We start from the raw sequence: 23,480 nt of genomic DNA on the forward strand, positions 1-23,480 counted from the left end.
AGCGGCCGGCCCGTCAACTCTCGTTGACGATCAGGAGTAACTGTGATCCAGCAGGAGTCGCGACTGCGTGTCGCCGACAACACGGGTGCCAAGGAGATCCTCTGCATCCGCGTTCTCGGTGGCTCCGGTCGCCGCTACGCCGGTATCGGGGACGTCATCGTCGCGACCGTCAAGGACGCGATCCCCGGTGGTTCGGTGAAGAAGGGTGACGTCGTCAAGTGCGTCGTCGTCCGCACCGTGAAGGAGCGCCGTCGTCCGGACGGTTCCTACATCCGGTTCGACGAGAACGCCGCCGTCGTCCTCAAGAACACCGAGGGTGACCCCCGTGGTACCCGCATCTTCGGCCCCGTGGGCCGCGAGCTGCGTGACAAGAAGTTCATGAAGATCATCTCGCTGGCGCCGGAGGTGCTCTAACCCATGGCGAACAGCATGAAGATCAAGAAGGGTGACCTGGTTCAGGTCATCACCGGCAAGGACAAGGGCAAGCAGGGCAAGGTCATCAAGGCCATGCCGGCTGAGCAGAAGGTCCTGGTCGAGGGTGTGAACCGGGTCAAGAAGCACACCAAGCCGGGCCCGGGCACTCAGGGTGGCATCGTCACCGTCGAGGCCCCGGTGCACGTCTCCAACGTCCAGCTGGTCGTGGAGAAGGACGGCAAGAAGGTCGTCACCCGTGTTGGGTACCGCTTCGACGACGAGGGCAACAAGATCCGTGTTGCCAAGCGAACCGGTGAGGACATCTGATGTCTGAGACGACTGTTGAGAAGGTGACCCCGCGTCTCAAGGAGCGTTACAACTCCGAGATCAAGGGTCAGCTGCAGGAGCAGTTCTCGTACGAGAACGTCATGCTGACCCCCGGCCTGGTCAAGGTCGTGGTCAACATGGGTGTCGGCGAGGCTGCCCGTGACAGCAAGCTGATCGAGGGCGCGATCCGCGACCTGACCGCGATCACCGGTCAGAAGCCGGCCGTGACCAAGGCTCGCAAGTCCATCGCGCAGTTCAAGCTGCGCGAGGGCCAGCCGATCGGCACCCACGTCACCCTCCGTGGTGACCGCATGTGGGAGTTCCTGGACCGTCTGGTTTCGCTGGCTCTGCCGCGTATCCGTGACTTCCGTGGTCTCTCCCCCAAGCAGTTCGACGGCCGTGGCAACTACACCTTCGGTCTGACCGAGCAGGTTATGTTCCACGAGATCGACCAGGACAAGGTCGACCGTCAGCGCGGTATGGACATCACCGTCGTGACCACCGCTCAGACCGACGACGAGGGCCGGGCGCTGCTGCGCGCTCTGGGCTTCCCGTTCAAGGAGGCGTGAGCCAATGGCGAAGAAGTCCCTGATCGCTAAGTCCGAGCGCAAGCCGAAGTTCGCTGTCCGGGCCTACACCCGCTGCCAGCGCTGCGGCCGCCCGCACTCGGTGTACCGCAAGTTCGGCCTGTGCCGTGTGTGCCTCCGTGAGATGGCCCACCGCGGCGAGCTGCCGGGCGTGACCAAGAGCTCCTGGTAATCAACTGCCGTTAGCTCTGGGCATTAGGCGAAGCAGAGGTGCCCGGCCCCATCCCTTCTCCCTTCCGGGGGAGTTTGGGCTCCCGCCTCGGGATCCCGTAAGGTGGTGGGGTCGGGCCCCCTGCCGCGGCATTCCCCATGGATGCTCGCGGCTCTCTTGTGAGGGCTCGCAACCCAGTCTTACTACGTCGCAGGTCCCCTGCGCTTGTGCCCCTCCCGCACTCCCACCGAGTGCGGGAGGGGGACCTGGTGCGGAGAAACCACGGCGAGAGAGGCCTGAGGCCACCATGACCATGACCGACCCGATCGCAGACATGCTCACGCGTCTGCGTAACGCGAACTCGGCGTACCACGACTCGGTCGTGATGCCGTCGAGCAAGATCAAGGCGCACGTCGCCGAGATCCTGCAGCAGGAGGGTTACATCTCCTCCTACAAGGTTGAGGAGCCCGCGGAGGGCGAGGTCGGCAAGAAGCTGACCATCGAGCTCAAGTTCGGCCCCAACCGTGAGCGCTCCATCGCCGGCATCAAGCGCATCAGCAAGCCGGGTCTGCGTGTTTACGCAAAGTCCACCAACCTGCCGAAGGTTCTCGGCGGCCTGGGCGTGGCGATCATCTCCACGTCGTCCGGCCTCCTGACCGACAAGCAGGCTGCCAAGAAGGGCGTAGGCGGAGAAGTTCTCGCCTACGTCTGGTAATTCGGGAAACGGAGGTACAGCAATGTCGCGCATTGGACGGCTGCCCATCTCGGTTCCCGCCGGCGTGGACGTCACCATCGATGGCCAGACGGTTTCGGTGAAGGGCCCCAAGGGCTCCCTCACCCACGTCGTCGCCGCGCCGATCGAGATCGGCAAGGGCGAGGACGGCACTCTGCTCGTCACCCGCCCGAACGACGAGCGTATGTCGAAGGCCCTGCACGGCCTGACCCGCACGCTGGTGGCGAACATGATCACCGGCGTGACCGCGGGCTACCGCAAGTCGCTGGAGATCAGCGGTGTTGGTTACCGTGTCGCGGCGAAGGGCTCCAACATGGAGTTCTCGCTCGGCTACAGCCACCCGATCCTGGTCGAGGCCCCGGAGGGCATCTCCTTCGTCGTCGAGTCGCCCACCAAGTTCCACGTGGACGGTATCGACAAGCAGAAGGTCGGCGAGGTCGCTGCCAAGATCCGCAAGCTGCGCAAGCCCGACCCGTACAAGGCCAAGGGCGTCAAGTACGCGGGCGAGGTCATCCGCCGCAAGGTCGGAAAGAGTGGTAAGTAAGCGATGAGCGTCTCTGTCAAGATCGGCAAGGGTAACGCCTACAAGAGCGCCGCTCGCAAGCGCCGCGCGATCCGCGTTCGCAAGCGCGTCGTCGGCACCGAGGTGCGTCCGCGCCTCGTTGTGACGCGCTCGAACCGCCACATGGTCGCCCAGGTCATCGACGACGCCAAGGGTCACACCCTGGCGTCGGCGTCCACCCTCGACGTGTCCATCAAGGGCACCGAGGGCGACAAGACCGAGCTGGCCAAGAAGGTCGGGAGCCTGGTCGCCGAGCGCGCCAAGGCCGCCGGCATCGAGGCGGTCGTCTTCGACCGCGCGGGCAACCGGTACGCCGGCCGCATCGCCGCCCTGGCGGACGCGGCCCGTGAGGCCGGGCTCGACTTCTAAGCCGCTCGTCGGCTCTGTCGACGGACGTAAACGAGAGAGGTAATTCCAATGGCTGGACCCCAGCGCCGCGGCAGCGGCGCCGGCGGCGGCACCGGCGGCGAGCGGCGTGACCGTAAGCGTGACGACCGGGGCGCTGCCCAGGTTGTCGAGAAGACCGCTTACGTCGAGCGCGTCGTCGCGATCAACCGTGTCGCCAAGGTTGTCAAGGGTGGTCGTCGCTTCAGCTTCACCGCGCTGGTCGTGGTGGGCGACGGTGACGGCACCGTGGGTGTCGGTTACGGGAAGGCGAAGGAGGTTCCGGCCGCCATCGCCAAGGGCGTTGAGGAGGCCAAGAAGAACTTCTTCAAGGTTCCCCGCATCCAGGGCACCATCCCGCACCCCATCCAGGGCGAGAAGGCCGCCGGCGTCGTGCTGCTGAAGCCGGCGTCGCCCGGTACCGGTGTTATCGCCGGTGGTCCGGTGCGTGCCGTCCTGGAGTGCGCCGGCGTTCACGACATCCTGTCGAAGTCGCTCGGCTCGGACAACGCGATCAACATCGTGCACGCCACCGTGGCTGCTCTGAAGGGCCTCGTCCGCCCCGAGGAGATCGCCGCCCGTCGTGGCCTGCCGCTGGAGGACGTCGCTCCCGCCGCTCTGCTGCGGGCTCGTGCTGCCGGGGTGAGCGCCTGATGGCTCGCCTGAAGATCACGCAGACCAAGTCCTACATCGGTAGCAAGCAGAACCACCGTGACACCCTGCGCTCGCTTGGCCTCAAGCGGATGCACGACGTCGTGGTGAAGGAGGACCGTCCCGAGATCCGCGGGATGGCCCACACGGTCCGTCACCTGGTGACGGTTGAGGAGGTGGACTGATCATGGCCGACCAGCCGATCAAGATCCACAACCTGCGTCCCGCCCCGGGTGCCAAGACCGACAAGATCCGCGTGGGTCGTGGTGAGGGCTCCAAGGGTAAGACCGCCGGTCGTGGTACCAAGGGCACCAAGGCCCGCTACCAGGTTCCGCAGCGCTTCGAGGGTGGCCAGATGCCGCTCCACATGCGCCTGCCGAAGCTGAAGGGCTTCAAGAACCCGGCCCACAAGCAGTTCCAGGTCGTGAACCTGGACAAGCTGGCCGAGCTCTACCCGCAGGGTGGCGAGGTCACCATCGCCGGCCTGGTCGAGAAGGGCGCCGTTCGCAAGAACGAGCTCGTCAAGATCCTGGGCCAGGGCGAGGTCTCCGTGGCGCTGCAGGTGACGGTCGACGCCGTCTCCGCCTCGGCCGCCGAGAAGATCGCCGCCGCGGGCGGCACCGTGACCGAGCTCATCTGAGAGCGGTGACTCACGGGCCCGGTACCTCCCGAAAGGGAGGTGCCGGGCCCGTTCTCTTTGTGTGTCAAATCCGGGCATCCCGTACCCCATAAGTAGGGGAGCGGCCGCATCTGCTTTTTCCGAGTGGCCACACACTGTAGAGTCCGTGGAGTTCCCTTGTACGCTGGAGCGAGGTTTGCCTGCGCCAGCCGCCGAGGGGATTGTTCATCTCCCCCAATCAGGACCGACCCTCCCGCCGACAGCGCGCGGGAGGCGCAGGAGGCACCGTGCTCAGTGCGTTCGCGCGGGCGTTCCAGACGCCCGACCTGCGCAAAAAGCTGCTGTTCACGCTGGGCATCATGGTGCTGTTCCGGCTGGGCGCACACATTCCCGTACCAGGCGTCAACTTCGTCGCGGTCAATCAGTGCTACAAGCAGACCACCTCGGGTCTGTTCGGCCTGGTCAACCTCTTCAGCGGTGGAGCTCTGCTCCAGCTGACGATCTTCGCGCTCGGCATCATGCCGTACATCACGGCCAGCATCATCCTCCAGCTCCTCACCGTGGTGATCCCGCGGCTCGAGGCGCTGAAGAAGGAGGGCCAGGCCGGTACCGCGAAGATCACCCAGTACACCCGCTACCTGACCATCGCGCTGGCCGTGCTGCAGGGCACCGGCATCGTGGCGACGGCCTCCAGCGGCGCGCTTTTCCCGGGCTGCCCGCTCGCCAACCAGATCGTGCCGGACCAGTCGGTCTTCCGGATCGCCGTCATGGTCATCACCATGGCCGCCGGCACCACCGTGATCATGTGGCTGGGTGAGCTGATCACCGACCGTGGTATCGGCAACGGCATGTCCATCCTGATCTTCACCTCCATCGCGGCCGGTTTCCCGGGCTCGATGTGGGCGATCAAGCAGTCGGGCAAGCTGTTCGGCGGCTGGGGCGAGTTCTTCAGCGTCATCGCCGTGGGCATCGTCGTGGTGGTCCTGGTGATCTTCGTCGAGCAGGCCCAGCGCCGGATTCCGGTTCAGTACGCCAAGCGCATGATCGGCCGCCGGGCTTTCGGCGGCACCTCGACCTACATCCCGTTGAAGGTGAACCAGGCTGGTGTCATCCCGGTCATCTTCGCCTCGTCGCTGCTCTACATTCCGGCGCTGGTGGTCCAGCTGACCAACAGCCAGGCGAGTTGGGCGACCTGGATCCGGACGAACTTCGTCAAGGGTGACCACCCGATCTACATGGTCACGTACTTCGTACTGATCGTGTTCTTCGCCTTCTTCTACGTCGCCATCTCCTTCAACCCCGAAGAAGTTGCCGACAACATGAAGAAGTATGGTGGGTTCATCCCGGGTATCCGGGCCGGCCGTCCGACGGCCGAGTACCTTAACTACGTGCTGACCCGTATCACGTGGCCGGGTGCGCTCTACCTGGGCCTGATCGCGTTGATCCCGATGATCGCCCTGGTCGCCTTCGGACAGCAGACCAACTTCCCGTTCGGCGGCACCAGCGTCCTCATCGTCGTCGGCGTCGGACTCGAAACTGTCAAGCAGATCGAGAGCCAGCTCCAGCAGCGTAATTACGAAGGGTTCCTCCGCTGATGCGTATCGTCCTCGTCGGACCTCCCGGGGCCGGGAAGGGTACTCAGGCGCACGTGCTCGCCAAGACCCTGTCCATCCCCCACATCTCCACTGGTGACCTGTTCCGCGCCAACATCAGCCAGGGCACCCCGCTGGGGCTCGAGGCCAAGGCGTACATGGACGAGGGCCGCCTCGTGCCGGACGAGGTCACCATCGGCATGGCCAAGGACCGGATGCTGCAGCCGGACGCCGCCGACGGCTTCCTGCTGGACGGCTTCCCGCGGAACCTGGGCCAGGCCAAGGCGCTGGACGAGTTCCTGACCGAGCAGGGCATCGGGCTGGACGGCGTGCTCGACCTGGAGGTCCCCGAGGACGAGGTCGTCAAGCGGATCGCCGGTCGCCGGCTGTGCCGCAAGGACGGCGCCCACGTGTTCCACGTGGCCTACAACGCGCCGGCCGTCGAGGGCGTGTGCGACGAGTGCGGTGGCGAGCTCTACCAGCGCTCGGACGACACCGAGGAGGCCGTCCGGGTCCGCCTGGAGGAGTACCACTCCAAGACCGAGCCGATCATCGGCTACTACGCGGACCAGGGCCTCCTGGTGACCATCTCGGCGCTGGGCAAGGTCGACGAGGTGACCGAGCGCGCGGTCGCCGCCCTGGAGCAGAAGAAGAACGGCTGACCGTTCGCAACGGTCCGTACGGCCGCGGAGCCCCTGGCGGGGAACCGCGGCCGTACGGCGTCGTACGGTGGTATGAGTGCACGGCCGCCCGGCAAGGACCGGGCGCGCGACGAACAGTGGAAGGCGTGACCAGATGGTGGAGATCAAGACCCCCGAGCAGATCGCGAAGATGCGGACGGCCGGGCTGGTCGTCGCCGAGGCGCTCAAGGCCTGCCGGGAGGCGGTCGCCCCCGGCATCACCACGGGCGAGCTCAACGACATCGCGGACAAGGTCATCACCTCGCACGGTGCGACCTCCAACTTCCGCGCCCACCACGGCGGTCTCTGGTTCCCCGGTGTGATCTGCGCCTCGGTCAACGACGAGGTGGTCCACGGCATCCCCGGTGACCGGGTGCTGATGGAGGGCGACCTGATCTCGATCGACTGTGGTGCGATCGTGGACGGCTGGCACGGCGACGCGGCGATCACGGTGCCGGTCGGCGAGGTCCGTCCCGAGGTCGCGATGCTCAGCCAGGTCACCGAGGGCTCGATGTGGGCCGGTGTGGCCCAGATGAGGAAGGGCAACCGCCTGGTCGACGTCTCCAAGGCGATCGAGGGCTTCATCCGCCGTCAGCCGCTGCCCCCGAAGGGCAAGTGGGGCATCACCGAGGGGTACGGCGGGCACGGCATCGGTTCCGCGATGCACATGGAGCCGCACGTGCTGAACTACGTCGAGGGCCGCCGGGGCAAGGGCGTCAAGCTGGTCCCGGGCACGGTGCTGGCGATCGAGCCGATGGTCTCGCTCGGCACCCCGCACACCTCGGTGCTGGAGGACGACTGGACGGTCGTCACCAACGACGGCACCTGGGCCGCGCACTGGGAGCACTCGGTGGCGATCACCGAGCAGGGGCCGCTGGTCCTCACCGCCTTCGACGGCGGCAAGGCCGCCCTGGCGAAGCTCGGCGTCACCGCCGCTCCGGACCCGCTCGGCTGAGCTGAGACCCGGTCAGGGCCCGGCGGTTTCGACCGCCGGGCCCTTTGTCCTATTTGGCACTGATAAGCTCCCAGGCTTGGTCTGGACAACAGAACGAAGGGGAGATCGGTGTTCAAGGGCTTCCGCGACTTCATGATGCGCGGCAACGTGATCGACATGGCGGTCGGTGTCGTGATCGGTGCGGCCTTCACCGCGGTGGTGAACGGCTTCGTCTCGGCCTTCCTCACCCCGCTGGTCGGTGTGGTGGTCGGTGCGGCCGGTGACTTCAGCAGCTACCGGTTCACCGTGGCGGGTGTCACCTTCCCGTACGGCCAGTTCCTCAATGTGCTGATCGCCTTCTTGATGACGGCCGCGGTGCTGTACTTCTTCGTGGTGCTCCCGGTGAGCAAGGCGACCGCCCGCTACCTGCCCAAGAAGCCGAAGCCCGCCGTGCGTCCCTGCCCGGAGTGCCTGACCGAGATCCCCGAGGCGGCCCGCCGCTGCTCGGCCTGTACGGCGCCCGTGGCGCCGCCGGCCTACGTCCGGCAGGGCTGATTTCGCCTTGGTGCGGTGCTTGGTTTACGATGGTGCGTCGGCTCACTCGTAGCGTGCTTCGGCACGCCCTCTTCCCTCAGGGCTAGTCTCTGGCAGGGGTGGGGTGGACCCAGGCTCGCACGAGCGTGCCGCATGCGGTAGTCGGCCCCGGAAGGTGGATCTCGCAGTTCATGGCAAAGAAGCAAGGCGCCATTGAGATCGAGGGCACCGTGATCGAGTCTCTTCCGAACGCCATGTTCAAGGTTGAGCTGCAGAACGGTCACAAGGTCCTCGCGCACATCAGCGGCAAGATGCGTATGCACTACATCCGCATCCTCCCGGACGACCGGGTCGTGGTGGAGCTCAGCCCTTACGACCTGACTCGCGGCCGGATCGTCTACCGGTACAAGTAAGCAACTGTCAGATCTAGACCCGGAGAACCTGAACCATGAAGGTCAAGCCGAGCGTCAAGAAGATCTGCGACAAGTGCAAGGTGATCCGCCGTCACGGTCGGGTCATGGTGATCTGCGACAACCTGCGCCACAAGCAGCGCCAGGGCTGATCTCTCCCCAGCATTTCTCGTAGTACTTCGCGCGACGCGAAAACGTCATAAGCGGGCCGTCCGATCCAGTCGCAGGCTGGACTGCCACCCTCGGTCAGAGGCCGGGGCTCCCTCACCGTGAGGTGTCGGAGTAGGCGGCACGTCAGACCTCTGAAGAACCACAGGAGCCATCAATGGCACGCCTTTCCGGCGTTGATCTCCCCCGCGAGAAGCGGATCGAGATCGCCCTCACCTACGTCTACGGCATCGGCCGCACCCGCGCCCAGCAGACGCTGGTCGAGACCGGTGTGAACCCGGACGTCCGCGTCCGTGACATCACCGAGGAAGACCTCGTCAAGCTGCAGAAGTTCATCGACGCGAACTTCGAGGTCGAGGGTGACCTCCGCCGTGCGGTGGCCGCCGACATCCGCCGCAAGGTCGAGATCGGCTGCTACGAGGGTCTGCGTCACCGCCGCGGCCTGCCGGTCCGCGGTCAGCGCACCCACACCAACGCGCGTACCCGCAAGGGCCCGCGTCGCGCGATTGCCGGCAAGAAGAAGCCGGGCAAGAAGTAGTCCGCCCGTCAACCGGACATCCCTCCGGCCCGCGGGTTAGCGGACCGACCACCTCAGTAGGAGAACAGACTTATGCCCCCCAAGGGTCGTCAGGCTGCCGGCGCGAAGAAGATCCGCCGCAAGGAAAAGAAGAACGTCGCTCACGGCCACGCGCACATCAAGAGCACGTTCAACAACACCATCGTTTCGATCACCGACCCGTCGGGCAACGTGATCTCCTGGGCCTCCGCCGGCCACGTCGGCTTCAAGGGCTCGCGCAAGTCCACCCCGTTTGCCGCGCAGATGGCCGCCGAGGCCGCTGCCCGTCGGGCGCAGGAGCACGGCATGCGCAAGGTTGACGTCTTCGTCAAGGGTCCGGGCTCCGGCCGCGAGACCGCGATCCGTTCGCTCCAGGCCACCGGCCTGGAGGTCGGCTCCATCCAGGACGTCACCCCCACCCCGCACAACGGCTGCCGTCCGCCGAAGCGCCGCCGCGTCTGACGCAGCGCCTTCGGGCACGCGCTGAACCCGGTACGGGGTCCTGTCTCGCGCAGGACCCCGTACTCTTGGTCCTGTCGGCATCAAATAGTGGGTGCCGAAGACAACTGGAGGAACACCTCTCATGCTGATCGCTCAGCGTCCCTCGCTGACCGAAGAGGTCGTCGACGAATTCCGCTCGCGGTTCGTGATCGAGCCGCTGGAGCCGGGCTTCGGCTACACCCTCGGCAACTCGCTCCGCCGCACGCTCCTCTCCTCGATCCCCGGTGCCGCCGTCACCAGCATCCGGATCGACGGTGTCCTGCACGAGTTCACCACCGTGCCGGGTGTCAAGGAGGACGTCACCGACCTCATCCTCAACATCAAGCAGCTGGTCGTCTCCTCGGAGCACGACGAGCCGGTCGTGATGTACCTGCGCAAGCAGGGTCCGGGTGTGGTCACCGCCGCCGACATCGCGCCGCCGGCCGGTGTCGAGGTGCACAACCCCGAGCTGGTCCTCGCCACCCTGAACGGCAAGGGCAAGCTGGAGATGGAGCTGACCGTCGAGCGCGGTCGCGGCTACGTCTCCGCCGTGCAGAACAAGGCTTCCGGCCAGGAGATCGGCCGCATCCCGGTCGACTCGATCTACAGCCCGGTGCTGAAGGTCACCTACAAGGTCGAGGCCACCCGTGTCGAGCAGCGGACCGACTTCGACAAGCTGATCGTCGACGTCGAGACCAAGCCCGCCATGCGCCCGCGTGACGCCATGGCCTCGGCCGGTAAGACCCTGGTCGAGCTGTTCGGTCTCGCCCGCGAGCTGAACATCGACGCCGAGGGCATCGACATGGGCCCGTCCCCGACGGACGCCGCCCTGGCCGCCGACCTGGCGCTGCCGATCGAGGAGCTGGAGCTCACCGTCCGCTCCTACAACTGCCTCAAGCGTGAGGGCATCCACACCGTGGGTGAGCTCGTCGCCCGCTCCGAGGCCGACCTGCTCGACATCCGCAACTTCGGTGCGAAGTCGATCGACGAGGTCAAGGCGAAGCTGGCCGGCATGGGCCTGGCCCTCAAGGACAGCCCGCCCGGGTTCGACCCGACCGCTGCCGCCGACGCCTTCGGCGCCGACGACCTGGACGACCAGGGCTACGCGGAGACCGAGCAGTACTAAGAGTTTGTCGTGGGGGCGGCTCCCCGTGAGTCGCCCCTGCTTCATGGAAGTCGTACGGGCACGGTGCCCGTACGCCCGCTGCGGTACCTGGTACGGCCGCAGTCGGAGATTCGAGGAGAAATTCCATGCCGCGTCCCACCAAGGGTGCCCGCCTCGGCGGCGGCCCGCACCACGAGCCGCTGCTGCTCGCCGGTCTGGCCCGTGAGCTGTTCCAGTACGGCCGCATCACCACCACCGAGGCCAAGGCCCGTCGCCTGCGCCCGCTGGCGGAGAAGCTGATCACCAAGGCCAAGAAGGGTGACCTGCACAACCGTCGTCTGGTCCGCAAGACCATCACCGACGTCGCCGTGCTGCACACCCTCTTCACCGAGATCGCGCCGCGCTACGAGAACCGCCCGGGTGGCTACACCCGCATCACCAAGATCGGTCCCCGTCGTGGCGACAACGCCCCGATGGCCGTGATCGAGCTGGTCGAGGCGCTGACCGTCGCGCAGACCGCTGTCGGCGAGGCCGAGGCCGCCACCAAGCGTGCCGTCAAGGAGGCCGACGAGGTCGTGGCCGCCGAGACCACCGAGGCTGCCGAGGGCGAGAACGCCTGACACCTTCCGGTGTTGTGACGGGCCCGCTTTCCCAGGAATGGGGGAGCGGGCCCGTTCCTTTTCTGATCTGGAGAGAGCAGCAGTGCTGAAGGATTGCGAGCAGACGGCGCCGCAGCAGGACGGTCCGGCCGAGGGGCGCGTGCGGATCAGGCTCGATCTGGCGTACCAGGGGGCGGAGTTCTCCGGCTGGGCACGGCAGCGGGGGCGCCGCACCGTGCAGGAGGAGATCGAGAGCGCGCTGCAGGTCGTCACCCGGAGCCAGGAGCCGTACCCGCTGACGGTGGCCGGGCGGACCGACGCCGGGGTGCACGCCCGCGGGCAGGTGGCGCACGTCGACCTGCCGGTGGAGCTGTGGGCCGAACACGGGGAGAAGCTGCTCCGCAGGCTGGCCGGGCGGCTGCCCGGGGACATCCGGATCTACCGGGTGAGCGAGGCGCCGCGCGGCTTCGACGCCCGGTTCGCCGCGGTCTGGCGGCGGTACGCCTACCGGGTCGCCGACCACCCGGGCGGGGTGGATCCGCTGCTGCGCGGCCATGTGCTCTGGCACGACCGGCCGTTGGACATCGAGAAGATGAACGAGGCGGCGAGGCTGCTGCTCGGCGAGCACGACTTCGCGGCGTACTGCAAGAAGCGCGAGGGCGCGACCACGATCCGCACGCTGCTCGAACTGCACTGGGACCGGGTGCCGGTGGACACCTACGCGGCGCAGGAGGGGTCGCTGGCGGTGGCCACGGTGCGGGCGGACGCGTTCTGCCACAACATGGTGCGGTCGCTGGTCGGCGCGATGCTGCTGGTCGGCGACGGGCACCGGCCGGTGGAGTTCCCCGGCGAGGTGCTGGCGGGCCGGGTGCGCAACAGCGCCGTGAACGTGGTCCGGCCGTACGGGCTGACCCTGGAGGAGGTGGGCTACCCCGCCGACGACCAGCTGGCCGAACGCAACCGGGCCGCCCGCCGGATGCGGACCCTGCCGGGGACGCCGGCCGGCGCCTGACCGGCGGTGCACCGGCCCGGGGTGAGGAGAGCTCCGCCCGCGCGGGCCCCTCACCCCTCGGGCGTCTGCTGTCTCAGCCGGTCGGCGAGGCCGTCGGCGACGGGGAGCCGGCCGCGGGAGCCTGGCCGCCGCCGGCTGCGGCCATCGCGGCCTTGCCGCGGGCGATGAGGACCTTGGACCCGTAGTTGGCCAGGTCGCGGGCGGCCACCGGGACGAGCTTGTCGGCGGCGGTGGCCGACTTGCCGTCCGCCCGGCCGGCCACCGTGCCGATGTAGTAGCGGCCGACGGACGTCCGGCTGCTGCGGCAGGCGGTGTCGCCCTGGCAGAACTTCGGGGCGTTCCCGCCGTCCACCAGCGCGTCGACCGTCATCGAGGCGGCGGCCTTGGCGGTCTTGTCGGCGCTGTCGCTGTCCGGGAAGTCGGCGATGGCCAGTGTCACGGCGGTCGCGCCGTTGAGGTAGGTGGCCCGGAAGACGTGCAGGCAGCCGAAGACCTTCGCGATCTTGGCGAGGTCGGGGTCGAGGCCGGCGGAGCAGTCGTTGGCCGTGGTGGTGACGTCGGTCGCGACCAGGGCGTACTGGCGGTTGCCCTCGCTGACCTTGGTGTCGGCGAACAGGGTCTGCGGGGTCAGCGGCGCCTTGTCGGTCTTGAGCCGGTTCAGGAAGCCCTCGGGCGAGGTCGGCGCGGGGCCCGGCGCGTCGTCGTCGGGGGCGGCGGTCGCGCTCGTGCTGGCGGTCGGGCCGGCGACCGGCTTGTCGTTCTTGTCCTTGCCGGAGATGAGCAGGGTGGTGACCACGATGCCGACCACCGCGGCGGCCGCCAGCACGCCACCGCTGATCATCAGCAGCCGCTTGCGGCGGCGGGTGGCCGTCTCGTTCTGCTCGGCCAGCTCCGCCCAGTCCGGCTCGCCCGGTTGCGCGAGCGGGGGGTAGCCGTAACCGCCCTGCGGGGGGTAGCCGTAGCCGCCGCCCTGGGGCGGGTAGCCGTAGCTGGGCTGCCCCGAGGGGTAGCCGTAGCCGGGCGGCTGCTGGGCGGCCTGCGGCGGGAAGCCGCCGGGCTGCTGCGGAGGCGCCGGCTGCTGCCCGGCCGGCTGTTGCTGGGGCTGCACATGGGCGGGGAACGGCGAGGCCGGCGGTGCCGCCTGCCCGGGCACGGCAGGGTTCGGCGGCTGCTGTTCGCCCGACTGCCCGCCCGGTCCTGCTGTGGTTCCCGCCCCATCGCTCATAAGGGCGAATTTTAGGGCATGGCACCGTCGCCGCCCGGAGGGCGTGCCGAATCGGTACCGAAATCCGTTTGGGTGGGGGCGGGGTGGCATAGCAAAATCCGACCTATGGGACACGTCGAGATTTCGCACCTTGAGTACTACCTGCCGGACGGGCGGGTGCTGTTCGACGACGCGTCCTTCCGGGTGGGGGAGGGGGCCAACGTCGCGCTGGTGGGCGCGAACGGCGCCGGCAAGACCACCCTGCTGCGCATGATCGCCGGGGACATCCAGCCGCACGGCGGTTCGGTCACGGTCAGCGGCGGCCTCGGTGTGATGCGCCAGTTCATCGGGACCACCGGCCGCGAGGACCAGCGGGCGACGCCCGGTGCGCTTCCCCCGGACGCCTCCGTGCGCGACCTGCTGGTGTCCGTCGCCCCCGGGCGGATCGCCACCGCCGCCCGCGCCGTGGACGCCGCCGAGCTGGCGATGATGGCCCAGGACGACGAGAAGACCCAGATGGCCTACGCCCAGGCGCTCTCCGACTGGGCGGACGTCGGCGGCTACGACTACGAGACCGACTGGGACGTCTGCACCATGGCGGCCCTCGGCATGCCCTTCGACAAGGCCCAGTGGCGCGGTCTGAACACCCTCTCGGGCGGCGAGCAGAAGCGGCTGGTCCTGGAGGCGCTGCTGCGCGGCCCCGAGGAGGTGCTGCTGCTGGACGAGCCGGACAACTACCTGGACGTGCCGGGCAAGCGCTGGCTGGAGGAGGCGCTCAAGGCCACCCCGAAGACCGTCCTGTTCATCTCGCACGACCGCGAGCTGCTCTCGCGCAGCGCCGACAAGATCGTCAGCGTCGAGGCGGGTGCGGCGGGCAGCAGCGTCTGGGTTCACGGGTCCGGCTTCGACTCCTTCCACGAGGCCCGCAAGGAGCGCTTCGAGCGGATCGAGGAGCTCGGCCGGCGCTGGGACGAGGAGCACGCCAAGCTGAAGAAGCTGGTGGTCACCCTGCGCCAGGCGGCCGCGGTCAGCCATGACATGGCCTCCCGGTACGCCGCCGCGCAGACCAGGCTGAAGAAGTTCGAGGAGGCGGGCCGCCCGGAGGCACCGCCGCGCGAGCAGAAGATCAGCATGCGGCTCAAGGGCGGTCGGACGGGCGTGCGCGCGGTCACCCTGGAGAAGCTCGAACTCGCCGGCCTCATGCGGCCGTTCGACCTGGAGGTCTACTACGGCGAGCGGGTCGCGGTGCTGGGCTCCAACGGCTCGGGCAAGTCGCACTTCCTGCGCCTGCTGGCCGGCGACGAGTCGGTGGCGCACACCGGCAGCTGGAAGCTCGGCGCCCGCGTGGTGCCCGGTCACTTCCGGCAGACCCATGCCCACCCGGAGTTGTTCGGTCGCACCGTCCGCTCGATCATCGAGGAGGAGCACGCGCTGGACCGCAAGGCGGCGATGAGCGCGCTGCGCCGCTACGAGCTGGACCGCCAGGAGGAGCAGAAGTTCGAGTCGCTCTCCGGCGGCCAGCAGGCCAGGCTGATGATCCTCAAGCTGGAGCTGTCCGGTGTGACGGCCCTGCTGCTGGACGAGCCGACCGACAACCTCGACCTGGAGAGCGCCGAGGCGCTGCAGGAGGGCCTGGAGGCCTTCGACGGCACGGTGCTCTGCGTCACCCACGACCGCTGGTTCGCCCGCACCTTCGACCGCTTCCTGGTCTTCGGGTCGGACGGCCGGGTGTACGAGTCGCCGGAGCCGGTCTGGGACGAGACCCGGGTGACGCGCGAGCGCTGATTTTGGCTCGCGGGCCAATGGCGGTATCGTGGGTTCTTGTTGTGCGTATTGGCTCGCTCCATCTCACGTGAGAGGTCGGTACGCCGGAGACAACCAGGCCGACGACCAGCGGCTCCCCTTGATTGCGTCCAAGCGGGACCAGGCTGATCTCTTCGTCCGGGTGCTCCTGTCAGGACCCACTCACTGAAAAGCGAAGGCTACGACCGTGCGTACGTACAGCCCCAAGCCCGGCGACGTCCAGCGTCAGTGGCACGTCATCGACGCGACCGACGTCGTGCTCGGCCGCCTGGCCTCCCAGGCCGCCAACCTCCTCCGGGGCAAGCACAAGGCGATCTACGCGCCGCACGTTGACACTGGTGACTTCGTCATCATCATCAACGCGGACAAGGTGCACCTGTCGGGTAACAAGAAGACCCAGAAGCTGGCCTACCGCCACAGCGGCTTCCCGGGCGGTCTCCGTTCGGTCCGCTACGACGACCTCCTGGACAAGAACCCGGAGAAGGCCGTCGAGAAGGCCATCAAGGGCATGATCCCCAAGAACAGCCTGGGCCGCCAGATGCTCTCGAAGCTCAAGGTCTACTCGGGCCCGATGCACCCGCACGCTGCCCAGCAGCCGGTGCCGTTCGAGATCACCCAGGTCGCGCAGTAATTCCGGCCACCCAACCCCATCACTGAATAGCAGGAGCTGAGGAACACCGTGGCCGAGACTGCCATCGAGAACACCCTCGAGGTCGACTTCGACGAGAACGTCGAGGAGTACACCTCGGAGACCGAGTACACCTCTGAGTCGCTGGCCGGCCGTTTCGGCGAGGCCACCCCGGGCGCCGGCCTCGGCCGCCGCAAGGAGGCGATCGCCCGCGTGCGCATCGTCCCGGGCACCGGCCAGTGGAAGATCAACGGTCGCACCCTGGAGAACTACTTCCCCAACAAGGTGCACCAGCAGACCGTCAACGAGCCCTTCAAGCTGCTTGAGCTGGATGGCCGTTACGACGTCGTCGCCCGCATCTCGGGTGGTGGCGTCTCCGGTCAGGCCTACGCGCTGCGCCTCGGCGTCGCCCGTGCCCTGAACGAGGCCGACGTGGACAACAACCGTGGTCCGCTGAAGAAGGCCGGCTTCCTGACCCGCGACGCCCGCGCCGTCGAGCGCAAGAAGGCCGGTCTGAAGAAGGCCCGCAAGGCGCCGCAGTACAGCAAGCGCTAAGCACCTCCGCCGGGGGGCGTACCATCTGCGATGGTTCGCACCCTTGGGTGCAGTCGTACGCCCTGGAGCACCCCGTGTGCTCCGGGGCGTCGTGCTTTTCTCCCCTTCACGCCTGTGCGGAGGCTGGGGAGCCGCGAGAAATTGGCCAGTGACTTTGGCGACGGAGGACCAGGAACGTGGGACGACTCTTCGGTACGGATGGTGTGCGCGGTGTGGCCAACGAGGGCCTGACCGCCGAACTGGCGCTCGGCCTGTCGGTGGCCGCGGCGCACGTGCTCGGCGACGCGGGGGCTTTTGAGGGGCATCGCCCGGTCGCGGTGGTGGGCCGCGACCCGCGCGCGTCCGGTGAGTTCCTGGAGGCCGCGGTGATCGCCGGCCTGGCCAGCGCCGGTGTGGACGTGCTGCGGGTCGGCGTGCTGCCGACGCCCGCCGTGGCCTACCTGACCGGCGCGCTCGGCGCCGACTTCGGCGTGATGCTCTCCGCCAGCCACAACGCGATGCCCGACAACGGCATCAAGTTCCTCGCCCGCGGCGGCCACAAGCTGGACGACGCCATCGAGGACGCCATCGAGGCGCACTACGCCCGTTACGGCGTCGGCGACGAGAACTGGACCCGCCCCACGGGCGAGGCCGTCGGCCGGGTCCGCTCGTACAACGAGGGCTTCGACCGGTACGTCGCCCACCTGATCGGCGTGCTGCCCAACCGGCTTGACGGGATCAGGGTCGTCATCGACGGTGCCCACGGCGCGGCCGCCCGGGTCGCCCCCGAGGCCTTCGCCCGCGCGGGCGCCGAGGTCGTGCACACCCTGGGCACCGAGCCGACCGGCCTCAACATCAACGACGGCGTCGGCTCCACGCACCTGGACAAGCTGCGCGCCGCGATGAAGGAGCACCGGGCCGACCTCGGTATCGCCCTGGACGGCGACGCCGACCGCTGCCTGGCCGCCGACTCCGACGGCAACGAGGTCGACGGCGACCAGATCATCGCCATCCTCGCGCTGGCCATGAAGGAGGCCGGTACGCTGCGCCGCAACACCGCCGTCGCCACCGTGATGTCCAACCTGGGCTTCAAGCAGGCGATGCAGCGCGAGGGCATCGACCTGGCCGAGACCGCGGTCGGCGACCGGTACGTGCTGGAGGCGATGAAGGCCGAGGGCTACGCGCTGGGAGGCGAGCAGTCCGGCCACGTCATCCTGCTGGACCACGCCACCACCGGTGACGGCACCCTGACCGGCCTGATGCTGGGCGCCCGCCTGGCCGCCACCAAGAAGTCGCTGGCCGACCTGGCCGCCGTGATGACCCGGCTGCCGCAGGTCCTGATCAACGTCAAGGGCGTGGACCGGACCCGGGTGAAGACCTCGGAGGACCTCGCCCAGGCGGTCAAGGAGGCGGAGGCCGAACTCGGCGACAGCGGCCGGGTGCTGCTGCGCCCCTCGGGCACCGAGCCGCTGGTCCGGGTGATGGTCGAGGCGGCCGACCCGGCGCAGGCCAAGGCGGTCGCCGAGCGGCTGGCCGAGGCCGTCCGCACCCACCTGGGCTGATCCGGCGCCAGCGCCCGCTGACAAGCGCTCAGCAGCCCGCGGCCCACTGGGCCGGGGGCTGCTGAGCGTGCGTCAGAGCTTGCGCAGCAGTGCGCGGCGGACCTTGTGGTCCGGGCCCTTCTGCAGCACCAGGGTGGCCCGGCCGCGGGTGGGCAGTACGTTCTCCAGCAGGTTCGGCTTGTTGATGGTGCGCCAGACCTGCCGGCCGTACTCCATCGCCTCCTCCTCCGGCACTTCGGTGAAGCGCCGGAAGTAGGAGTTGGGGTCCTGGAAGGCGGTCTCGCGCAGCTTCTTGAAGCGGTCCAGGTACCAGGTCTCGATGTCGTCGGTGCGGGCGTCCACGTAGATCGAGAAGTCGAAGTAGTCGGCCACCGCCAGGCGGGTGCGGCCGTCGGTGCCCGGCAGGGCGGGCTGGAGCACGTTCAGGCCCTCGACGATCAGGATGTCCGGGCGCTCCACGGTGAGCTTCTCGTCCGGCACGATGTCGTACACCAGGTGCGAGTACACCGGCGCGGAGACCCGTTCCTTGCCCGCCTTCACGTCGGCCACGAAACGCATCAGCGCCCGGCGGTCGTACGACTCGGGGAAGCCCTTGCGGGCCATCAGACCGCGGCGGCGCAGCTCGGCGTTGGGGAGCAGGAAGCCGTCGGTGGTGACCAGTTCGACCCGGGGGTGTTCCGGCCAGCGGGCCAGCAGCGCCTGCAGCAGGCGGGCGGTGGTGGACTTGCCGACCGCGACCGAGCCGGCCACCCCGATCACGAAGGGGGTGCGGGTGCGCTCGGTGTCCGGGGTGTCCAGGAAGGTGCCCAGGGTGCCGCGCAGTTCGTGGGTGGCGTGGATGTAGAGGTTGAGCAGCCGGGAGAGCGGCAGGTAGACGTCCCTGACCTCGTCCAGGTCGAGTGCTGTGCCGAGACCCCGGAGCTGTTCGACCTCGTCGGCGGTCAGCGGCAGCGGCGTGCGCTCGCGCAGGGCGCTCCACTCGGCCCGGTCCAGATCCACGTACGGGGAAGGGGACGGCGTGGAGGCGCCCCGGGTACAGAGTTCGGTCAGCACATGCTCCATTGTGAGCCGTCGTGGACCACCTGGGTGGTGTGGTGTCGGTCACGGGCTGTGGCCGGTTGGCTGGAACAAGGCGGGTCCTGGCACGCTTATGCTGGCTCACATGTGCGGAATTGTTGGATATGTGGGCTCTCAGACGGCCCTCGACGTAGTGATCGCAGGCCTGCAGCGGCTGGAGTACCGAGGGTACGACTCCGCCGGTGTGGCCGTGCAGACCCGGGGCGCCGACGGGCAGTGGAGCCTCGCCACCGACAAGCGGGCCGGGAAGCTCGCCAACCTGGAGAAGTCCCTCGCCGAGACGCCGCTGCCCGCGGGCACGACCGGTATCGGCCACACCCGCTGGGCCACCCACGGCGGTCCGACCGATGCCAACGCCCACCCTCACCTGGACGACGACCGCAAGGTCGCCGTCGTCCACAACGGCATCATCGAGAACTTCGCCCAGCTGCGTGCGGAGATCGCCGAGCGCGGCCACACCCTGCGCTCGGAGACCGACACCGAGGTGGTCGCCCACCTGCTGGCCGAGGCGTACGACGGTGACCTGGCCGAGGCCATGCGGGCGGTCTGCCGCCAGCTGGACGGCGCGTTCACCCTGGTCGCGGTGCACGCGGACGCCCCGGACGTGGTGGTCGGCGCCCGCCGCAACTCGCCGCTGGTGGTCGGCCGCGGCGAGGGCGAGAACTTCCTCGCCTCCGACGTCGCCGCCTTCATCGCGCACACCCGCGAGGCGATCGAGCTGGGCCAGGACCAGGTCGTCGAGCTGCGCCGCGAGGGTGTCACGATCACCAACTTCGACGGCACCCCGGCCGAGGTGCGCGAGTACCACGTCGACTGGGACGCCTCCGCCGCCGAGAAGGGCGGCTACGACTACTTCATGCTCAAGGAGATCGCCGAGCAGCCGAAGGCCGTCGCCGACACCCTGCTCGGCCGGATCGGCACCGACGGCCGGCTGACCCTGGACGAGCTGCGCATCTCCGACTCGGTGCTGCGCGAGGTCGACAAGGTCGTGATCGTCGCCTGCGGCACCGCGTACCACGCGGGCATGATCGCCAAGTACGCGATCGAGCACTGGACCCGCATCCCCTGCGAGGTCGAGGTCGCCTCGGAGTTCCGCTACCGCGACCCGATCATGGACGACCGCACCCTGGTGATCGCCATCTCGCAGTCCGGCGAGACCATGGACACCCTGATGGCGCTGCGGCACGCGCGCGAGCAGGGCGCCAAGGTGCTGGCGATCTGCAACACCAACGGCTCGACCATCCCGCGCGAGTCGGACGCGGTGCTGTACACCCACGCCGGCCCGGAGGTCGCGGTCGCGTCCACCAAGGCGTTCCTGACCCAGCTGGTGGCCTGCTACCTGGTCGCGCTGTACCTCGGTCAGGTCCGCGGCACCAAGTGGGGCGACGAGATCTTCGACATCATCCGCGAGCTCGGCGACGCGCCGAAGCAGGTGGAGCAGGTGCTGGAGACCATGGAGCCGGTGCGCGAGCTGGCCCGCTCGCTGGCCGACGCCCGCTCGGTGCTGTTCCTCGGCCGCCACGTCGGCTTCCCGGTGGCCCTGGAGGGTGCGCTCAAGCTCAAGGAGCTGGCGTACATGCACGCCGAGGGCTTCGCCGCGGGCGAGCTCAAGCACGGCCCGATCGCGCTGATCGAGGAGGGCCTGCCGGTCGTCGTGGTCGTGCCGTCCCCGCGCGGCCGCTCGGTCCTGCACGACAAGATCGTCTCCAACATCCAGGAGATCCGGGCCCGTGGTGCCCGCACGATCGTGATCGCCGAGGAGGGCGACGAGGCCGTCGTCCCGTACGCCGACCACCTGATCCGCATCCCGGCCACCCAGACCCTGCTGCAGCCGCTGGTGTCGACCGTCCCGCTGCAGGTTTTCGCCTGCGAGCTGGCGACCGCCAAGGGCCACGAGGTGGACCAGCCGCGCAACCTGGCGAAGTCGGTCACGGTCGAGTAACCGGTCCTCGCCCCATGGGCCCGGGCCCCCCCGTCGCTCCGGGAGGGGGGGGGCCGCGCGTTCCGGAGCGCGACCACGTCGACGGCCCACGGGCCCCTGCCGTCGGTGGGGTGACGGAGCCGGACCGTCGTCGAACCACGTGACCCGGCCTTGGTCTTCGCCGTCGCCGTGTTCCTCCTGGTACCGATGTGACTGCAGTCCTTGTCCGTGGCCCGCGTTCCATGTGGCAGATCGCACCGGGAGGTGCACAGATGATCATCGGAGTCGGGATCGACGTCGCGGAGATCGAGCGCTTCGAGGCCTCGCTGGCCCGGACACCGGGCCTGGCCGAACGCCTGTTCACCGCAGCTGAGCTGCGGCTGCCGTCCGGGCAGCGGCGCGGGACGGCCTCGCTGGCGGCGCGGTTCGCCGCCAAGGAGGCGCTGGCCAAGGCACTCGGCGCACCGCCGGGACTGCGCTGGACCGACGCCGAGGTGCACACCGAGGCCTCCGGCCGGCCGGTGCTGCGGGTGACCGGTACGGTCGCGGCCCGGGCGGCGGAACTGGGTGTGGCGTCGTGGCACGTGTCGCTCAGCCATGACGCGGGCGTAGCGTCGGCGGTAGTGATCGCCGAAGGCTGAGTACGGGGAGGGCGCCGTGCGCCACGCACACACGGTCGGACAAGTACGCGCCGCGGAGGCCGAGCTGATGGCCCGGCTGCCCGGAGGCACCCTGATGCAGCGGGCCGCCGCCGGATTGGCCGCGACCTGCGCCCGGCTCCTCGGGCGGGTGTACGGCAGCCGGGTGCTGGTGCTCGCGGGCAGCGGGGACAACGGCGGTGACGCCCTGTACGCGGCCGCCCGGCTGGCCGGCCGCGGCGCGGCGGTCAGCGCGATCCTGCTCGCGCCCGAGAGGGCGCATGCGGGCGGCCTGGCCGCGCTGCGGGCGGCGGGCGGCCGCGTGACGTCCGACCTGGGCGCCTTCGAGCGGGCGGACCTGGTCCTCGACGGGATCGTCGGCATCGGCGCCCGGGGCGGGCTGCGGCCCGAGGCCCAGCCGTTCGCCCGGGCCGAGCGGCGCGGCGTGGTCGTCGCGGTGGACGTACCGAGCGGGGTCGACCCGGACACCGGCGAGGTCGCGGGCGTCGCGCTGCGGGCGGACGTGACGGTCTGCTTCGGCACGTACAAGCCCGGGCTGCTGATCGACCCCGGCGCCTCGTACGCGGGCGCGCTCCAGCTGGTGGACATCGGCCTGGAGCCGCCCCGGCCCGCGGTGACGGTGCTGCAGCACCCGGATCTGGCGGCACTGCTCCCGGTGCCGTCGGCGGAGAGCGACAAGTACCGGCGGGGCGTGGTCGGGGTCGCGGCGGGGTCGGCGCGGTACCCGGGGGCGGCGCTGCTGGCGGTGGCGGGCGCGCTGCGGGGCGGGGCCGGGGCGGTGCGGTACGTGGGCACGGCGGCCGAGGAGGTGGTCCGGCGCTTCCCCGAGACCCTGGTCACCGAGGGGTCCCCGGCCGGGGCCGGCCGGGTGCAGGCCTGGGTGGTGGGGCCCGGCTCCGGGGACGGCGCCGCCCGCGCCCTGCAGGAGGCCCTGGCGGGCCAGGTCCCGGTGCTGGTCGACGCCGACGGCCTCACCGAACTGGCCCGCCTCGGCCCGACCGCGCTGGCCGGACGCACCGCGCCCACCGTGCTCACCCCGCACACCGGTGAGGCCGCCCGCCTCCTGGCCGGGCTGGGCGCCGGAGACGGCACCGGCGAGCCTGCCGGGACCGGTGCGGGGCAGCGGGACGGCGACGGCGGCTCGAGGGAGCCGGCCGAGGCCCGGCTGGCCACTGTGCGGCGGCTGGCCGAGGCGTACGGGGCGACGGTGCTGCTCAAGGGCTCCACGACGGTGATCGCCACGCCCGGTGGAGACGTCCGGGTGAACCCGACCGGCACCTCGTGGCTGGCCACGGCGGGCAGCGGCGACGTCCTCTCCGGTCTGGCCGGCTCGCTCCTCGCCGCCGGTCTCGGCCCGCTCGACGCCGCCTCGGCCGCCGCCTACCTGCACGGCCTGGCAGGTCGCGAGGCCGCCCGGGGCGGCGCCCCGGTCACCGCGCTGGACGTCGCCGCGGCGCTGCCGGCCGCCTGGCGGACCGTACGGTCCGCCACTGACCGTCCCGGCGGCGCGGGCAGGCGCGCGGCGAGGGGCGGCGGTGCCGTGCCGGAGGGGACCGCGTAAGGTGCGCCGTCCGGGGGCGCTGCCCCGAGGGAC

General features: G+C 69.4%; 30 protein-coding genes. 28 read left to right on the forward strand and 2 right to left on the reverse strand.

The window, feature by feature from the left end; genetic code table 11:
* Positions 1–42 precede the first annotated feature (42 nt).
* The 21 genes from rplN to truA all read left to right on the forward strand — a co-directional run bounded on the left by rplN (position 43) and on the right by truA (position 12,498).
* Positions 43–414: a 50S ribosomal protein L14 gene (gene rplN, locus ACZ5ON_RS07080; protein ID WP_030232481.1), complete on the forward strand. Its 372-nt coding sequence runs from the start codon at positions 43–45 to the stop codon at positions 412–414.
* Positions 415–429: 15 nt separating this feature from the next.
* Positions 430–741, forward strand: a complete 312-nt coding sequence (gene rplX, locus ACZ5ON_RS07085) for a 50S ribosomal protein L24 (protein ID WP_344635089.1) — start codon at positions 430–432, stop codon at positions 739–741.
* Complete coding sequence (gene rplE / locus ACZ5ON_RS07090; protein ID WP_030393302.1) at positions 741–1,310, forward strand: 50S ribosomal protein L5; 570 nt, start codon at positions 741–743, stop codon at positions 1,308–1,310. The genes rplX and rplE overlap by 1 nt, the downstream gene beginning before the upstream one ends.
* A gap of 4 nt (positions 1,311–1,314) precedes the next feature.
* Complete coding sequence (locus ACZ5ON_RS07095) at positions 1,315–1,500, forward strand: type Z 30S ribosomal protein S14 (protein WP_344634811.1); 186 nt, start codon at positions 1,315–1,317, stop codon at positions 1,498–1,500.
* A 286-nt stretch (positions 1,501–1,786) separates the two neighbouring features.
* On the forward strand, positions 1,787–2,194 hold the full coding sequence (gene rpsH / locus ACZ5ON_RS07100) for a 30S ribosomal protein S8 (RefSeq protein WP_465586524.1): 408 nt from the start codon (positions 1,787–1,789) through the stop codon (positions 2,192–2,194).
* A gap of 22 nt (positions 2,195–2,216) precedes the next feature.
* Complete coding sequence (gene rplF, locus ACZ5ON_RS07105) at positions 2,217–2,756, forward strand: 50S ribosomal protein L6 (RefSeq protein WP_465586527.1); 540 nt, start codon at positions 2,217–2,219, stop codon at positions 2,754–2,756.
* Positions 2,757–2,759: 3 nt separating this feature from the next.
* Positions 2,760–3,143 (forward strand): 50S ribosomal protein L18, encoded by a 384-nt coding sequence (rplR, locus tag ACZ5ON_RS07110; protein ID WP_344634808.1) that lies wholly within the window; start codon positions 2,760–2,762, stop codon positions 3,141–3,143.
* Between the two features lie 48 nt (positions 3,144–3,191).
* Complete coding sequence (gene rpsE / locus ACZ5ON_RS07115) at positions 3,192–3,812, forward strand: 30S ribosomal protein S5 (RefSeq protein WP_045305885.1); 621 nt, start codon at positions 3,192–3,194, stop codon at positions 3,810–3,812.
* Positions 3,812–3,994 carry a 50S ribosomal protein L30 gene (rpmD, locus tag ACZ5ON_RS07120; protein WP_030055835.1) on the forward strand — a complete coding sequence of 61 codons (183 nt, stop codon included), beginning with the start codon at positions 3,812–3,814 and terminating at the stop codon, positions 3,992–3,994. Before rpsE ends, rpmD begins: the two co-directional genes overlap by 1 nt.
* Positions 3,995–3,996: 2 nt before the next feature.
* Entirely contained in the window at positions 3,997–4,449 is a 453-nt protein-coding gene (rplO, locus tag ACZ5ON_RS07125; RefSeq protein WP_465586533.1) for a 50S ribosomal protein L15, read from the forward strand.
* Positions 4,450–4,715: 266 nt separating this feature from the next.
* Positions 4,716–6,023 (forward strand): preprotein translocase subunit SecY, encoded by a 1,308-nt coding sequence (secY, locus tag ACZ5ON_RS07130; RefSeq protein WP_465586536.1) that lies wholly within the window; start codon positions 4,716–4,718, stop codon positions 6,021–6,023.
* Entirely contained in the window at positions 6,023–6,682 is a 660-nt protein-coding gene (locus tag ACZ5ON_RS07135; RefSeq protein ID WP_465586539.1) for an adenylate kinase, read from the forward strand. The genes secY and ACZ5ON_RS07135 overlap by 1 nt, the downstream gene beginning before the upstream one ends.
* A 133-nt stretch (positions 6,683–6,815) precedes the next feature.
* Entirely contained in the window at positions 6,816–7,655 is an 840-nt protein-coding gene (map, locus tag ACZ5ON_RS07140) for a type I methionyl aminopeptidase (protein ID WP_465586542.1), read from the forward strand.
* A 108-nt stretch (positions 7,656–7,763) separates the two neighbouring features.
* Complete coding sequence (gene mscL, locus ACZ5ON_RS07145; protein ID WP_465586545.1) at positions 7,764–8,189, forward strand: large conductance mechanosensitive channel protein MscL; 426 nt, start codon at positions 7,764–7,766, stop codon at positions 8,187–8,189.
* A gap of 170 nt (positions 8,190–8,359) precedes the next feature.
* On the forward strand, positions 8,360–8,581 hold the full coding sequence (infA, locus tag ACZ5ON_RS07150) for a translation initiation factor IF-1 (RefSeq protein ID WP_003956442.1): 222 nt from the start codon (positions 8,360–8,362) through the stop codon (positions 8,579–8,581).
* Between the two features lie 35 nt (positions 8,582–8,616).
* On the forward strand, positions 8,617–8,730 hold the full coding sequence (gene rpmJ, locus ACZ5ON_RS07155) for a 50S ribosomal protein L36 (protein ID WP_003956441.1): 114 nt from the start codon (positions 8,617–8,619) through the stop codon (positions 8,728–8,730).
* Positions 8,731–8,903: 173 nt separating this feature from the next.
* Positions 8,904–9,284 (forward strand): 30S ribosomal protein S13, encoded by a 381-nt coding sequence (gene rpsM / locus ACZ5ON_RS07160; RefSeq protein ID WP_344634802.1) that lies wholly within the window; start codon positions 8,904–8,906, stop codon positions 9,282–9,284.
* A gap of 72 nt (positions 9,285–9,356) precedes the next feature.
* Complete coding sequence (gene rpsK, locus ACZ5ON_RS07165) at positions 9,357–9,764, forward strand: 30S ribosomal protein S11 (RefSeq protein ID WP_014136257.1); 408 nt, start codon at positions 9,357–9,359, stop codon at positions 9,762–9,764.
* 121 nt (positions 9,765–9,885) lie between these two features.
* Entirely contained in the window at positions 9,886–10,908 is a 1,023-nt protein-coding gene (locus ACZ5ON_RS07170) for a DNA-directed RNA polymerase subunit alpha (protein ID WP_030263446.1), read from the forward strand.
* Positions 10,909–11,033: 125 nt separating this feature from the next.
* Complete coding sequence (gene rplQ / locus ACZ5ON_RS07175) at positions 11,034–11,507, forward strand: 50S ribosomal protein L17 (RefSeq protein WP_465586554.1); 474 nt, start codon at positions 11,034–11,036, stop codon at positions 11,505–11,507.
* Positions 11,508–11,592: 85 nt separating this feature from the next.
* Positions 11,593–12,498, forward strand: coding sequence for a tRNA pseudouridine(38-40) synthase TruA (truA, locus tag ACZ5ON_RS07180; RefSeq protein ID WP_465587147.1), 906 nt, complete (start codon positions 11,593–11,595; stop codon positions 12,496–12,498).
* A 73-nt stretch (positions 12,499–12,571) separates the two neighbouring features.
* On the opposite strand, the gene ACZ5ON_RS07185 is transcribed toward truA, so the two are convergent.
* Positions 12,572–13,723, reverse strand: a complete 1,152-nt coding sequence (locus tag ACZ5ON_RS07185) for a hypothetical protein (RefSeq protein ID WP_465586559.1) — start codon at positions 13,721–13,723, stop codon at positions 12,572–12,574.
* A gap of 105 nt (positions 13,724–13,828) precedes the next feature.
* On the opposite strand from ACZ5ON_RS07185, the gene ACZ5ON_RS07190 reads away from it, so the two are divergent.
* From ACZ5ON_RS07190 to glmM, 4 genes are all read left to right on the forward strand, one after another.
* Positions 13,829–15,487 (forward strand): ABC-F family ATP-binding cassette domain-containing protein, encoded by a 1,659-nt coding sequence (locus ACZ5ON_RS07190; RefSeq protein WP_465586564.1) that lies wholly within the window; start codon positions 13,829–13,831, stop codon positions 15,485–15,487.
* 205 nt (positions 15,488–15,692) lie between these two features.
* The gene (rplM, locus tag ACZ5ON_RS07195; protein ID WP_344634797.1) at positions 15,693–16,136 is read left to right on the forward strand and encodes a 50S ribosomal protein L13; all 444 of its coding nucleotides are present in this window, start codon (positions 15,693–15,695) and stop codon (positions 16,134–16,136) included.
* Positions 16,137–16,184: 48 nt separating this feature from the next.
* The gene (rpsI, locus tag ACZ5ON_RS07200) at positions 16,185–16,688 is read left to right on the forward strand and encodes a 30S ribosomal protein S9 (RefSeq protein ID WP_344634796.1); all 504 of its coding nucleotides are present in this window, start codon (positions 16,185–16,187) and stop codon (positions 16,686–16,688) included.
* A gap of 176 nt (positions 16,689–16,864) precedes the next feature.
* Positions 16,865–18,229 (forward strand): phosphoglucosamine mutase, encoded by a 1,365-nt coding sequence (gene glmM / locus ACZ5ON_RS07205; protein ID WP_465586570.1) that lies wholly within the window; start codon positions 16,865–16,867, stop codon positions 18,227–18,229.
* 72 nt (positions 18,230–18,301) lie between these two features.
* Here the strand turns inward: glmM and coaA are convergent, their stop codons facing one another.
* Positions 18,302–19,291, reverse strand: coding sequence for a type I pantothenate kinase (coaA, locus tag ACZ5ON_RS07210; RefSeq protein WP_465586573.1), 990 nt, complete (start codon positions 19,289–19,291; stop codon positions 18,302–18,304).
* Positions 19,292–19,391: 100 nt separating this feature from the next.
* Between coaA and glmS the strand changes: the two genes are divergently transcribed.
* From glmS to ACZ5ON_RS07225, 3 genes are all read left to right on the forward strand, one after another.
* Entirely contained in the window at positions 19,392–21,248 is a 1,857-nt protein-coding gene (gene glmS / locus ACZ5ON_RS07215) for a glutamine--fructose-6-phosphate transaminase (isomerizing) (RefSeq protein ID WP_465586576.1), read from the forward strand.
* Between the two features lie 251 nt (positions 21,249–21,499).
* Positions 21,500–21,868 carry a holo-ACP synthase gene (locus tag ACZ5ON_RS07220; RefSeq protein WP_465586580.1) on the forward strand — a complete coding sequence of 123 codons (369 nt, stop codon included), beginning with the start codon at positions 21,500–21,502 and terminating at the stop codon, positions 21,866–21,868.
* 16 nt (positions 21,869–21,884) lie between these two features.
* On the forward strand, positions 21,885–23,447 hold the full coding sequence (locus tag ACZ5ON_RS07225) for an NAD(P)H-hydrate dehydratase (RefSeq protein ID WP_465586583.1): 1,563 nt from the start codon (positions 21,885–21,887) through the stop codon (positions 23,445–23,447).
* Positions 23,448–23,480: the final 33 nt, after the last annotated feature.

The organism is Kitasatospora sp. NPDC032150, assembly GCF_055579945.1.